Source organism: Pedobacter steynii, assembly GCF_001721645.1.
In the GTDB taxonomy this organism is placed as follows: domain Bacteria; phylum Bacteroidota; class Bacteroidia; order Sphingobacteriales; family Sphingobacteriaceae; genus Pedobacter; species Pedobacter steynii_A.
In genome coordinates, this window is sequence record NZ_CP017141.1 from 3009814 (window position 1) to 3023185 (window position 13372).

General features: G+C 39.2%; 10 protein-coding genes and 1 tRNA gene. 7 read left to right on the forward strand and 4 right to left on the reverse strand.

Annotation, left to right across the window (positions count from 1 at the left end; translation table 11 throughout):
• The first annotated feature begins 296 nt into the window (after window positions 1–296).
• The 4 genes from BFS30_RS12515 to pth all read left to right on the forward strand — a co-directional run bounded on the left by BFS30_RS12515 (window position 297) and on the right by pth (window position 2663).
• A tRNA-Gln gene (locus BFS30_RS12515) sits at window positions 297–367 on the forward strand.
• A 71-nt stretch (window positions 368–438) separates the two neighbouring features.
• Window positions 439–1380: a ribose-phosphate pyrophosphokinase gene (locus BFS30_RS12520; protein ID WP_069379614.1), complete on the forward strand. Its 942-nt coding sequence runs from the start codon at window positions 439–441 to the stop codon at window positions 1378–1380.
• Between the two features lie 32 nt (window positions 1381–1412).
• Window positions 1413–1991, forward strand: a complete 579-nt coding sequence (locus tag BFS30_RS12525; RefSeq protein WP_069379615.1) for a 50S ribosomal protein L25/general stress protein Ctc — start codon at window positions 1413–1415, stop codon at window positions 1989–1991.
• A gap of 111 nt (window positions 1992–2102) precedes the next feature.
• Window positions 2103–2663: an aminoacyl-tRNA hydrolase gene (pth, locus tag BFS30_RS12530; RefSeq protein WP_069379616.1), complete on the forward strand. Its 561-nt coding sequence runs from the start codon at window positions 2103–2105 to the stop codon at window positions 2661–2663.
• On the opposite strand, the gene BFS30_RS12535 is transcribed toward pth, so the two are convergent.
• Genes BFS30_RS12535 through BFS30_RS12545 form a run of 3 tightly spaced genes read right to left on the reverse strand, consistent with a single transcriptional unit; the run spans window position 2653 to window position 8611 of the window.
• A complete protein-coding gene (locus BFS30_RS12535; RefSeq protein ID WP_069379617.1) occupies window positions 2653–4254 on the reverse strand; it encodes a response regulator in 1602 nt (533 codons plus the stop codon). The genes pth and BFS30_RS12535 overlap by 11 nt on opposite strands.
• Before the next feature lie 48 nt (window positions 4255–4302).
• Complete coding sequence (locus BFS30_RS12540) at window positions 4303–5127, reverse strand: CheR family methyltransferase (RefSeq protein WP_069379618.1); 825 nt, start codon at window positions 5125–5127, stop codon at window positions 4303–4305.
• A gap of 1 nt (window position 5128) precedes the next feature.
• Window positions 5129–8611 (reverse strand): response regulator, encoded by a 3483-nt coding sequence (locus BFS30_RS12545; protein ID WP_069379619.1) that lies wholly within the window; start codon window positions 8609–8611, stop codon window positions 5129–5131.
• A 207-nt stretch (window positions 8612–8818) separates the two neighbouring features.
• Here BFS30_RS12545 and BFS30_RS12550 point away from each other — a divergent pair, with 207 nt between their 5' ends.
• The 3 genes from BFS30_RS12550 (at window position 8819) to BFS30_RS12560 (ending at window position 12002) form a co-directional block, all read left to right on the forward strand.
• The gene (locus BFS30_RS12550) at window positions 8819–9166 is read left to right on the forward strand and encodes an arsenate reductase (protein ID WP_083252025.1); all 348 of its coding nucleotides are present in this window, start codon (window positions 8819–8821) and stop codon (window positions 9164–9166) included.
• 67 nt (window positions 9167–9233) lie between these two features.
• Window positions 9234–9971 carry a hypothetical protein gene (locus tag BFS30_RS12555; protein WP_069379620.1) on the forward strand — a complete coding sequence of 246 codons (738 nt, stop codon included), beginning with the start codon at window positions 9234–9236 and terminating at the stop codon, window positions 9969–9971.
• Between the two features lie 75 nt (window positions 9972–10046).
• The gene (locus tag BFS30_RS12560; RefSeq protein WP_157262911.1) at window positions 10047–12002 is read left to right on the forward strand and encodes a M1 family metallopeptidase; all 1956 of its coding nucleotides are present in this window, start codon (window positions 10047–10049) and stop codon (window positions 12000–12002) included.
• A gap of 51 nt (window positions 12003–12053) precedes the next feature.
• Here the strand turns inward: BFS30_RS12560 and BFS30_RS12565 are convergent, their stop codons facing one another.
• The gene (locus BFS30_RS12565) at window positions 12054–13322 is read right to left on the reverse strand and encodes a mechanosensitive ion channel family protein (protein WP_069379622.1); all 1269 of its coding nucleotides are present in this window, start codon (window positions 13320–13322) and stop codon (window positions 12054–12056) included.
• Between the last annotated feature and the right edge of the window lie 50 nt (window positions 13323–13372).

Sequence of the window (13372 nt, forward strand, 5' to 3'; positions counted from 1 at the left end):
CAAAGTAATGGGGAGTTTAACAAATTTAACGGAGGGATATGGGCGTGTTATTGTAATATCACTTATATGTTACGGGTTCTTTCTTCCTTGTGTTTCTAACAGCTCGTTTTTTTTTGAAAAAAAAGTAAAAAAAATGTTTGCAGCAACTTATTGATTTTAAATAGCTTATTTGTCCGGGAGACAGAAGTGCTTAAAATATTTTAATTTTTTTTGCTTGATCATTTGCAAAAATCAAAAATGTGCGTACATTTGCATTCCCTTACAAAGCAAGCCTATCACGCTTTAAAAGGAAAGATTGCCCGATAGTATAAAGGTAGTACAACGGTTTTTGGTACCGTTTGTCTAGGTTCGAATCCTGGTCGGGCAACAAAACATATTCGGATTGTGGTTTTATTCACAATCCGATTTTTTTTAACCAGCATTGATACACCTCTAATCATGCCATTGCAGTTTAACCCAGTTAAGCTTTTTGCCGGAACCGGTACAAAAGAATTAGCAATCAAAATTGCCGAAAGCTACGGCAAGCCACTAGGCGACGTCACTTTAAACCGATTTAGCGACGGTGAGTTTCAACCTTCTTATGATGAAACAGTACGTGGTTGCGATGTCTTCCTAATCAATTCTACTTACCAGCCCAACGACAACTTAATGGAGCTTTTGTTAATGATTGATGCGGCAAAGCGTGCATCTGCTCATTACATTACCGCGGTTGTTCCTTATTATGGTTTGGCCAGACAAGACAGGAAAGATAAACCTCGTGTAGCAATAGGTGCAAAACTGGTAGCGAATTTATTGAAATCTGCAGGTATCCACAGAATCATGACTATGGATCTTCACGCTGCGCAGATACAAGGTTTCTTTGATATTCCGGTAGACCATTTAGATGGCTCGGTGATCTTCGTTCCTTATATCAAAAGCTTAGGCCTGGAGAATTTAACCATTGCATCTCCGGATATGGGGGGCTCTTACAGAGCCCGTACATTTGCAAAGTTCTTCAATGCAGAGGTGGTGATTTGTGATAAGAGACGTAAACGTGCCAATGAAATTGAATCAATGTCTATCATTGGGGATGTGGTTGGTCAGGATATCGTCTTGATTGATGACATTTGTGATACTGCAGGTACCTTATCCAAAGCAGCAGCGCTGATTATGGAAAAAGGGGCGAAAAGTGTAAGGGCCGTATGTACACACCCGGTGTTGTCTGGAAAGGCCTATGAAACGATTGAAAACTCTATGTTATCAGAGCTCATCGTTACAGATACTATTCCTTTGAAGCGTCCGAGTGATAAAATCAGGGTATTGAGTACAGCTGAATTATTTGCAAAAGCAATTGCCAATGTAAATGAACATGGCTCTATCAGTGACCTCTTTAGAGTTTAATATTTTAATACATAATATATAATCAATAAAAAATGAAAACAATCGCAATTAGCGGTTCTCCAAGAGAGAACGTAGGGAAACGCGATGCTAAAGAGCTTCGCTATGAAGGTAAAGTTCCTGCAGTATTGTATGGTGGTCCAGAGCAAAAACACTTTGCTGTAATCACAACTGAATTAAAGGATGCTATTTATACTCCTGAAGCAAACTTTGTTGAAATTGACATTAATGGTACTAAAACTAAAGCTATCATTAAAGAATTACAATTTCACCCACTTACTGATCTGTTATTACACGTAGATTTTCTTCAGTTATTTGATGACAAAGAGATCTTAATGGAAATCCCAGTTAAATTGACCGGTACGTCTCCAGGTGTTAAAATGGGTGGTAAATTAGTACAGAAATTACGTAAACTTCGTGTTAAAGCACTTCCAAAAGATATGCCTCAAACAGTTGAAGTGAGCATTGCAAAATTAGAAGTTGGAAACTTATTCCGCGTACGTGACCTTGCTAAAGGTGACTATGTAATCACAAACACTCCTGAAGATACGATCGTTTCTGTAGGAATGTCAAGAGCTTTAAAACAAGCAGAAAACGAAGCTAACAAGAAATAATTTCTTTATTAGCCCGGTTAAAAAAGCAGTACCAGCAATGGTACTGCTTTTTTTATGGAATAGGTTTAACCTAAATGATTGTTCTCATCTAAACTATTATATTTGCAACACATGAAATACTTAATCGTTGGTTTAGGGAATATCGGTCCTGAATATATGGATACCCGACATAATATCGGTTTTAATATCGCAGATGAGTTAGTGAAACAATTGGGAGGATCGTTTTCCAATGTACGGCTGGCTTATTATTCCGAGGTATCTTTTAGAGGGAAAAAATTGCATGTGATTAAGCCGACAACCTACATGAACCTAAGCGGGAAATCTGTAAATTACTATATGCAGGAGCTGAGGATTCCTTTGGAGAATGTGTTGGTTATCGTAGATGACCTGGCTTTACCATTGGGTAAGCTGAGGTTGAAAATGCAAGGTAGCAGCGCTGGCCATAATGGACTTAAAAGTATCGAAGGCCTCTGCGGAGGACAAAACTATCCACGTTTACGTTTTGGGATCAGTGATAATTTTGCGAAGGGTAGGCAGGCGGATTATGTACTTGCTCCATTTGATAAAGAGGAACAACCAGAACTTCCTGCGTTGATTGATAAAAGCGTGGACCTGATCAAAAGTTTTGTGACCATAGGTCCTGCGCTTACCATGACTGCTTTTAATAAGTAGTATCTTCTATACCTGAATGTTTCGATATCTTTTCGTGAAGTACATCCAATTCAAAAGGCTTGCTCACCACATCATTTGCCCCGGCATCGATAGCAGTCTGTTTATCTGTTTCTAAAACAGCAGCGGAGAATGTGATAATTGGGATGTTCTCCTTGCCCTGAACAAAGCCTTCCCGGATGAGCTTAATGGCATCCAATCCATTCATTACCGGCATAAAGGTATCCATGAGGATCAGGTCGTAGTCTGATTCTTTTAGTTTATCCAGTGCTTCCTTTCCGTTTTCTACCACGTCGGGATTAACTTCCCAATCTTTTAGGATTTTTACGATCAGAAATTTATTAATAGGGTTATCTTCCGCTACAAGGATTCTTAATCCTTTGAAAGGACCTAAATGAGGTTTATTCATCTTTTTTACAACTACAGTATCTTTTAATACTTCATACCAATTTGTGAAACAGAAGGTACTGCCAACACCTTCTTCACTGATCACTTCAAGTACTCCGCCTTTTAATTTCGCTAAGTTTTTAACGATAGACAGGCCCAGGCCCGTACCACCAAATTTCACGGTTGTCTGTTCATCCGCCTGTTCAAAAGTTTCGAATATTTTATCAATATTGTTTTTGGCTATGCCAATGCCGGTATCAATTACTGAAAATTTAATCTGCAGGTTATTCCCTTTTCTGTCAAGGATCTCTGTTTTCAGGGTAACGCTACCCTGAATGGTAAATTTAATTGCATTTCCAATCAGGTTCATTAGTATCTGATTCAGGCGGAGGGAATCCGCCAGCACCAGTTTTGGTAATTCTGCATCAAATTCTGTGATCAGGTCTAGCTCCTTTTCTATAGCACGGATGCGCAGAAGGTTTACTACTGAATTACAGATTTTAACTATGTCTGTTTCGGAACGGTTAATTCTAAACTTGCCGGATTCGATCTTTGAAAGATCGAGAATGTCGTTGATTACCCCCAATAGTGAATCTGATGAAATCTCGAGGAGATTGATCATCTCTTTCTGTTCCGGAGTAAGATTGGTTTTTCCAAGCAGATTGGCCAGACCAATAATCCCATTTATCGGCGTTCTGATTTCATGGCTCATATTGGCCAGAAAGTTTTCCTTAATACGCTTTCCCTGTTCTGCCTGTTCTTTTGCTTTGATCAATTCTTTCTGATAAGCCTCAAGCTCCTGGTTTTTCTTCTTTATCTCCCTTTCGTTTCTTACGAGTTGGATAAAGGAGTCAACTTTAGCAGAAGTGACGTAAGGATCAAGCGGCTTGTAGAGGTAATCTACAGCTCCAGTATTCAGTCCTTTTACTGCGTATTTCGTTTCTTTGGAAATGGCCGTCACAAATATGATGAGAATCCCTTTGGTTCTGGGGTTGCTTTTCAAAATTTCTACCAGTTCAAATCCATCCATTTCAGGCATTTGAACATCGACGAGGGCAATTGCAATATCCATCTCCCAGGATATCCTCAGGGCCTCATTAGGATTGGTGGTAGTGATGATATTGATGTCATCTCTCTGAAGGAGTGCTTCCAGAGCAATGATGTTTTCGGGTCTGTCATCAACAATCAGTATATTAATCTTTTCCATAGGTCTCTGATGTGAGGTTGATTTTATAAGGGGAACTTTCTCAGGCCCTTATGCTATTTTTTGGTAAATGTTGTTTTTCTTATCGATGACCTTGAAACGGCCTGTTTCTGTACTTCTTAAGGTTTCTTTCGCGCCTAAACATAGAAAACCAAAATTAGCTAAACTATTATAGAATAATTCAATAACTCTTTTCTGAAGGTCTGTATTAAAGTAGATCAGTACATTACGACAAGAGATGACCTGGAACTCATTGAAAACGCCATCTGAGGCCAGATTATGAGCAGAAAACAACAGATTTTTTTTCAAAGATCTGTTAATGGACGCAGCTTCATAACGAGCAGTATAAAAATCAGAAAGCGTATGCATCGTTCCGGTCTTTTGATAGTTTTCAGAATACAATTTCATCTTTTGTAAATCATAGATTCCATCTTTCGCAAAATTAAGGACATCATTATTGATGTCGGTACCGTAAAAGAAGCTTCTGTCATAAAGTTCTTCTTCAGCAAACAGGATAGCATAAGAGTATAACTCTTCTCCTGTTGAACAGCCGGCATTCCAAACTTTAATTCTTTGATAAGAACGAAGGTAGGGAATGATATTTTCTTTCACAGATTTATAAAACGATGGATCCCGGAACATCTCGGTGACATTAACAGTAACTTCAATGAGAAAAGACTCAAAATAATCATGATCATTTGTCAGTAGAGTACGTAAATCAAATAGGCTTAGTTTTTGCAACTGCATAATCCTGGTCACTCTTCTTTTCAGAGAAGCAGCAGAGTAATCGCTAAAATCAAAACCGTGAATGTTTTTAATGAAATCAATTAATTCTGATAATTGATCGTAACTGATGTAATCCTCCTCCTTATGCATACTAACTTAACCAAACTCTTAACATTGACAATAACTTGTCCATATCAACCGGTTTAGAAATATAATCATTTGCTCCGGCTTCAATACACTTTTCCCGATCATTTTTCATGGCTTTGGCTGTTAGTGCAATGATTGGCAGTTTGGCAAACTTTTTTTGCAGCCTGATTGCTTTCATTGATTCATATCCATCCATTTCAGGCATCATGATATCCATTAATACGAGATCAATCTGTTCTGATTCTTCCAGTCTTTCCAGTGCCTCCCTTCCATTGTTGGCAATGACGATTTTAAGATCATACAATTGTAATGCACTGGAAAGGGCAAAGATGTTCCGCATATCGTCATCAGTTATTAAAATGGTTTTGTCTTTCAGGACTTTCTCCATAGTAGATACGCTTTTAGCTTTAACTGCCCCAGGTTTTGAGGGCGCAGCAGGGCCGTTTTGTTTCAGTTTGTTAATAAACAGACTGACCTCATCAATTAGCCGGTCATTAGACTTGTTTGATTTCAGGACCATAGCATCTGTATATCGCATAATGTGCGCCATTTTTTCCTGATCCAGCTCCATAGCTGTATTAATGATGACCGGAATGTGTGCATGGCGGGCTTGTGATTTTATTTGGTCTAACAAATCAAATCCGGAAATATCAGGGAGTTTCAGATCCAGAATGATGCAGTCAAATGTCTGTTCATCCAACAAATCAAGTGCTTCTTTGCCAGTGAATGCCTGTTTCACATCTACTCCTTTTTCTGTCAGTTGTTGGGTAAGTTCTCTGCTTTGCAGTTCCTGATCTTCAATAACTAAAACACTCTTAAAATTGTATTTGAGATAGGCAGCGCTCAATAGTTTAAAGGCCTCATCCAACTGCTCTTTTTCAACTGGTTTTTTAAGGAAACCTATGGCACCTTCTTTTTTTGCTTTGCTGGCTTTCTCATTCCCCGCCGACATCATATGTACAGGGATATGCTTTGTTCTGGAATCAGTTTTTAACTTTTTTAGAATAGTCCATCCATCCATTACCGGAAGCATGATGTCCAGAACAATGGCATCCGGAAGATGAGAAAATGCCATCTCCAGACCAGTGTCGCCACTATGGGCAAGTATTGGGTTAAAGCCTTTTTCAAGTGCATAATCATTCAGTACATCGGCAAAAACCACATCATCTTCGATGATTAGTAAAGTTTGAGGTTCGTCTGACTGCTTTGTCGGAATGATGGCAGGTTCAGGAGCCAGGGGCACAATAGAGATTTCTTCTGGTTTATTTATAATAACCTGATCGAACTGCTGGAAGGAATTGTTTCTTGGAACAAACAACGTGAAAGTACTTCCCTCATTAGGTTTACTACTTACCTGGATTTCTCCTCCAAGGATATAGGCCAGTTCTTTGCTGATGGACAAGCCTAGTCCTGTTCCGCCAAATTTACGGCTGGTAGAGCCATCTGCTTGCTGGAAGGCTTCAAAAATTAGCTTTTGCTTATCTTCAGGAATGCCAATTCCAGAATCTTTTACGGTTATTCCTATAATTTCTTCCGTTGTGTTTTTTAGCCGGTCAGAGAAAAAGTGAGTATCCTTGGATGTCCTTTTAAGACTTAGTGTGATCTGACCATATTCCGGAGTAAACTTGAATGCATTGGAAAGTAAGTTCTTGACAACCTGTTCCAGGCGGGATTGATCTGTAAGAATATTTTCCGGAAGGTCATTTTCAAGAATAGTATTGAACTGAATCTTTTTGCTTCTGGCAAGCTCCGTAAACAGAGATTCCATACCTTGTTTGATCGCTTCAGGTTTAACGGATTCAATGCTCAGCTCTACTTTGCCAGATTCAATTTTTGACAGGTCAAGAATGTCATTGATCAGACTGAGCAGGTCATTTCCCGCATTATGGATAACACCAGCATATTTGATCTGATCTTCATTCAGATTTTCAGGTCGGTTCTCTTTTAAGATTCTTGCCAGAATAAGGATGCTATTTAAAGGAGTTCTCAATTCATGACTCATATTGGCCAGGAATTCAGATTTGTACTTACTGGAAATCTCCAGTTCTTCAGCTTTTAAACTAATGGCTTCTCTTGCCTGGTTGATGGAAATGTTACGTTCTTCAAGTTGCTGAGCCTTTTCTTCCAGTTCAGCATTGGTTTGACGTAATTCCTCCTGCTGTACTCTTAGCTCTTCCTCAGACGATTGAAGCTGATCTGTTTTGTACATCAACTCCTCATTAGTTGTACGTAGTTCTTCCTGTTGACTTTCCAGTTCCTCAGCCTGCTGTTGGGTTTGTTCAAACAAGGCTCTTAGTTTCACTCTCGCTACAGCGCTGTTCACAGCAACACCAATGCTCTCGCTAATGCCCGTCATAAATAACACCGTTTTTTCATCAGGAGCTTCCTGAAGGCCAAGCTCAATTACAGCAAGGGTTTCGTCTTCAAAAATAATCGGTACAATATAAATGCAGTTTGGCAAAGTGTTCCCCAATCCGGAACTGATTTTGATATAATCTGAAGGAAGGTTGTTTAATAATTTAACTTTTTTCTCAACGGCGACCTGTCCTATAAGCCCTTCTCCAAAATGATATTGGTTTGTTTCTCTCTTTTTTGGTTGGTAAGCGTAACCACCAGTATATTTAAATGTTTTTTTAGATCTGTTGATCAGAAAAAAAGCCCCAATTGGCGCATTTACGTAATTGCTGATTCTGGTAATAATATTGGCAGATAGCTCATCAATCTCCTGTTCTCCACGCATGGCGTCGTTTACTGCGGTTGCGCCTGATAAAAGCCAGTTTTTCTGCTCATTTTCAGCGGAGACCTGTTCGAGTTGGAGGTTTGACTCTCTGATTTGGGCTTCTGTTAGTTTTTGCTGATCGAATGTTCTTTTGATATATGTAAAAAGAAACAGGATCAGACAGAATATGATTAATGAGCTCAATAAAATAATCCAGGTGCTTTTCTGGCTGCTGCTTACAATGTTGGTTTTCCTCTCCGCCAATAACCGAAATTCAGTTTCAACCATTTTTTTGCTAATGATCAACATCTGATCTTTATAATGCTGTCCACCTCCATTTAATACCCTGTTTGCTGCTGCATCCTTTCCACTCTTATCGTAGATGCGTATCACTTCCTGCATTTCCGCTACTTTTCTATGAGCGTAGGCATCAAGAGAATCGGCCCGTTCTATTTGTTCCCGATTGTCACTGATCGTTTTTTTTAATTCCTGAACGGTTTCCAGGATCATAGGAGAGTTCGTATTATAAGGTTTCAGGTAGGCACTTTTTTGAGATAAAATAAATCCCCTCAAAGCACTTTCTGAGTTCAGTACCTGTGTCTCCACATTTTTGATCAGATTAATGACTTCGTAGGTATGACCTTGCCATTTAGTATCTTCCTTCAGTTTTTCGACACTGAAGTATGAGGTTACGGCGGATACGAGGACAAACAATAAGGATACAGTAAAGCCTGTTAATACTTGTTGTTTAAAAGTTAGCTTAAACATATATGTTAACTATTAAATGTTAAGAACTTATCTGAAATTGTGAAATAAGATTGAAATGAAAGCCTGACGGAGACTGAGTTGGCTATTCAGTATGATCGACTACTGAATATAGTTTCCGGCATTATCTTTTACAATTTCAAGTCGCCCCCACATAGAGAGATAAAATCAACAACAATATTAATGATAATAAATTTTATTTTTGCTGATATGATTATATACGGAATACCAAATTGCAATACAGTAAAAAAGGCCAGAACATGGTTAGCTGAAAATAAATTTAATCCAGAGTTCCGCGATTTCAAAAAAAACGGTATTACCGCAGAGAAGCTAAATGAGTGGTGCGATACTTTTGGTTGGGAGAAAGTACTGAATAGAAAAGGAACAACATGGAAGAAGCTTAGTAAGGAACAACAGGATGGCGTTAGCGATCAGGAATCGGCAGTTCAGCTGTTGTTGCAATATACCAGTGCGATTAAAAGACCGGTTGTTGAGCTCAATCAGAAAGCATTGCTTATCGGCTTTGATGAAGGTAGCTACGAAACCCTGTTAAAGTAATTAACATCGCGCTGTTAAATTTTGTTAAATTGTATTCAGATGGGTAAAATCAACGTTACATTTGAATATGGCTAAGTATTTATTCTTGTTGTTGATCAGCATTGTCCCTTTTTTTGTCCGGGCGCAAACCTCTGTATCGGGTACAGTGTATGATTACGACAATAAGACTTTCCCTATCCAGGATGTAATTGTCAGAAACCTCAATAGCCGAGAATTTTCAAAAACAAAAGCTGCAGGTCAGTTTAGTATTCCTGCTAAGGTTGGCGATTTACTGGAGTTTTCTTATGTTGGTTATCATACTGATACGCTTTTTCTCATAGATCTTAAGCCAAAAACTATTTTTTTGCCTGGAAATTCAAAAACCCTAAATGAAGTAAAAATTATCAGCGCAAAGGTAAATCCTTCTGTACTTTACCGGGATCCTGATGCAAAAGAATCGAAGAGGTTCGGATCAGATGGATTGAGAGGAAAGGAAAACAATGACAAAGCTGGAGGGATGCTTTTTAACCTTGGCTATGGCAAAATGAAAAGAGAAAGGGAAAAAGAGCGTATCCTCGAAGAACGCGATAGCTACGAAACGGAGATCAGAGAAAATTTCAATGAGGAAAGTATTGCTAAGCTGGTTAAACTATCAGGGCAGGATCTTAAAGACTTCATGAGTATATATCGGCCATCAGTTTCTTTGATAAAAGACGAGCGGCCTTTTAATTATACCTATTATATTGTCAAGGCCTATCACAGCTGGCTTAAACTTCCTAGTGGACAAAGAAAACTATCTCCGATGCCCAGGTTGAAGGCGAACTAATAAAACCGTTACAATGGTCAGGTATAAAATTTCATTTTATATCTTTAGTTCGAATCTATAAACCAACAACTAAACATGATGAATAAGTCGACCTTACTATTGGTCTTGTTATGCGCAATCGGTTTTAGTTCTATGGGTCAACAGACCACCGGAAACTATAATCCTCATGCCGCATTCAACCCCTTGTTTTATACCCAGAATGGTAATGAATACCGATCGGCCAATGGCTATCCTGGTGCCAAATACTGGCAGAACCGTGCAGATTATCAGATTACCGCAAAACTTGATGAAATAAAAAGAAGTGTAACCGGATCAGTTATCATTACCTATAAAAACAATAGTCCTGATAAACTGCCATTTTTATGGCTTCAACTAGATCAAAATCTATTTGCAGAAACTTCACGTGGGAATTCGCTGATTGCTGCTGGGAGTCGGTATGGAGCCAGAGGAGAAAAAGTAGAAGGCGGTTATAAAATAGAGGGCTTGAGTGTTTCTCAAAAAGCAAAACCAGTAAAATTCAGCGCTCTTACTGAGGATACCAGAATGCAGATCCGTTTGGATGAGCCACTGGCTGCAAATGGTGAAACTGTTACCATAAAAATGGATTTTTCATTTGTTATCCCTATAAATGGTTCTGACCGGATGGGACATCTGACCACTAAAAACGGGGAAATTTTTGCTATTGCACAATGGTTTCCGAGAATGAGTGTTTACGATGATATTTTAGGCTGGAATACTTTACCTTACTGGGGTGCGGGAGAATTTTACTGTGAATACGGAGATGTGGATTTCTCAGTGACTGCTCCGGCCAGCCATATTGTTATGGGCTCCGGAGAGCTGTTGAACCCTCAGGAAGTGTTTACTGCGGATCAATTGACCCGTTGGAATGCAGCGAAGCTAAGTGATAAAACCGTTACTATTCGTTCTGAGGAAGAGGTAACAAACCCAAAATCACGACCGGCAAAAGAAACATTGACCTGGAAGTTTAAAATTAAAAACACCCGTGATGTAGCCTGGGCTTCGTCAAAAGCCTTTGTCCTGGATGCAGCCAGAATCAATCTTCCAAGTGGTAAAAAATCACTGGCTGTTTCTGCACATCCGGTGGAAAGCAACGGTAAGGATAGCTATGGCAGAGGGGTAGAGTATGTGAAATCTTCTATAGAGTATTATTCTAATAAATGGTTTGAATATCCTTACCCAATGGCGGTGAATGTAGCCAGTAATGTTGGTGGAATGGAATATCCCGGAATTGTTTTTTGTGGCTGGAAGGCAAAAAATGGAAGTGCGTGGGGGGTAATCGATCATGAGTTCGGGCATACCTGGTTTCCAATGATAGTTGGAAGTAACGAGCGTAAATTTGGCTGGATGGATGAAGGATTTAACACCTTTATTAATGGGCTGTCTAAATCTGCTTTTAATAACGGAGAATATAAGGCAAAACCTGAAAACATGCAGGGAGTTGCCAAATACTTAAGTAATGATGCGTTAGAGTATGTGATGTTAAGTCCGGATGCCATGAAAGAAGCCAATATTGGTGTAAACCTGTATTATAAACCTTCCTGGGGATTGAATGTGTTAAGAGATCAGGTATTAGGCGCAGATCGTTTCGATTATGCTTTTAAAAAATATATTGAAAACTGGGCGTACAAACACCCAAGCCCGTACGACTTTTTCCGTGCAATGGAGAATGGAGCCGGAGAGGATCTTTCCTGGTTTTGGAGGGGCTGGTTCCTGGAGAATTGGAAAACTGACCAGGCCATTACTGAGGTAAAAGAACTCAGCAAAGATGGAGTAAGAACAGGATATAATATTGTGATATCGAATTTGGAAAAAATGCCAATGCCGATCATTCTGGAGGTGAAAACAAAAGGAGGAAAGACAGAGGTAATTAAACTTCCAGTAGATATCTGGATGCGCAATACCAGCTGGACGGTAAATTACCCGACTACGGATGAAGTATTATCGGTAACTCTGGATCCGGACCGGGTTTTACCTGATAGTAACGCAGCAAATAACAGCTGGTCTAAATAATATAATTTTTCTATTGAAAAATCCCATTGTGAATATTCACAATGGGATTTTTTATTTATCCTGAGCGAGTATATCCATCTCATGTACCTGCAAATCAAAATAACTTGCAGAAGCCAGAAGATGATCAAATATATCGGCCATGATATATTCATAATCCACCCATTTAGTAGTACCAGTGAAGGCATAGATTTCCAGCGGCAATCCATTAGGAGTAGGTGCAAGTTGTCTGACCATCATCGTCATCTTTTTATGTAGTCCAGTGTGATTTGAAATGTAGTTGTCGATATACTTTCGGTATAGTCCGGCGTTTGTTAGATTTCTGCCATTGATCAGGAGGCTCTTATCCGCTGAAATGCGCTCGTTATGTTTATCGATGTCCTTTTGTCTGTGATCAATGTAGGAGGTTAACGACTGGATTCTTCTGAATTGTTCAACTTCCTCATAAGTTAGAAAACGAATGGTAGATTGTCTGATGAAGATTGCCCTTTTTATCCTTCGTCCTCCGGACTCACTCATTCCACGCCAGTTTTGAAAAGAATCGGAGATAAGGGAGTACGTCGGGATGGTGGTGATGGTCCTATCAAAATTCTGTACTTTAACTGTTGTCAGATTAATTTCTATAACATCACCATCAGCACCATATTTGGCCATTGTAATCCAATCCCCGATTCTTACAGTATCATTAGTGCTCACTTGTATGCTGGCAACGAATCCCATAATGGTATCTTTAAACATCAATAATAATACTGCGGAAACTGCACCCATTGCGGTAAAGAAGGTAACGGGAGATTTTCCGGTAAGGTTAGAGAAGATGATCACAGCACCTATAAAAAACAGGATGATCCTGATCACTTGCATGTAGCTTTCTATAGGCTTGGATTTGAAAGCAGATTTTTTTCTTAAAGAATCGGCCCCTGATCGGATCAAAGAGATGATCAGCCAAATAATGATAATGACCAGATATACCTCTGTTAGTTTGTTTAAGGGGGCAATCAGGCTGTGGAAAGAATAGAACACCGCGGGGATGGAATTTTTTACCAGGACAACAGCGGTGGTCAGCGCTACAAAATGAGAGAAACGGTTTTCCAGTAAATGATGAAAGAAATCAATTTTTGTACGTTTTGTAATGCGGATTAAGGTGATTCTTAACAGGCGTCTAAGAACATAATGCAGCAGATAAACGGTAATTATAAGTACCAGTAACAGCGCGAGAAGGTTGATGTAGTCGGCAATGCTATCAGGAACTCCCCATTTTATAAGAAGGTCATGTGTTTTCTTGCCGATGTTAATGAAATCAAAATTGTAATCTGTTGCGTTCATTTAGGATCATTTTAATGATTGCAACAGATTACAAAAAAATAATTGGAAAG

Excerpts from the sequence above, each read along its gene's own strand:
- BFS30_RS12520 (WP_069379614.1), top strand. The coding sequence starts at position 439 with ATGCCATTGCAGTTTAACCCAGTTAAGCTTTTTGCCGGAACCGGTACA.
- BFS30_RS12525 (WP_069379615.1), top strand. The coding sequence starts at position 1,413 with ATGAAAACAATCGCAATTAGCGGTTCTCCAAGAGAGAACGTAGGGAAA.
- pth (WP_069379616.1), top strand. The coding sequence starts at position 2,103 with ATGAAATACTTAATCGTTGGTTTAGGGAATATCGGTCCTGAATATATG.
- BFS30_RS12535 (WP_069379617.1), bottom strand. The coding sequence starts at position 4,254 with ATGGAAAAGATTAATATACTGATTGTTGATGACAGACCCGAAAACATC.
- BFS30_RS12540 (WP_069379618.1), bottom strand. The coding sequence starts at position 5,127 with ATGCATAAGGAGGAGGATTACATCAGTTACGATCAATTATCAGAATTA.
- BFS30_RS12545 (WP_069379619.1), bottom strand. The coding sequence starts at position 8,611 with ATGTTTAAGCTAACTTTTAAACAACAAGTATTAACAGGCTTTACTGTA.
- BFS30_RS12550 (WP_083252025.1), top strand. The coding sequence starts at position 8,819 with ATGATTATATACGGAATACCAAATTGCAATACAGTAAAAAAGGCCAGA.
- BFS30_RS12555 (WP_069379620.1), top strand. The coding sequence starts at position 9,234 with ATGGCTAAGTATTTATTCTTGTTGTTGATCAGCATTGTCCCTTTTTTT.
- BFS30_RS12560 (WP_157262911.1), top strand. The coding sequence starts at position 10,047 with ATGATGAATAAGTCGACCTTACTATTGGTCTTGTTATGCGCAATCGGT.
- BFS30_RS12565 (WP_069379622.1), bottom strand. The coding sequence starts at position 13,322 with ATGAACGCAACAGATTACAATTTTGATTTCATTAACATCGGCAAGAAA.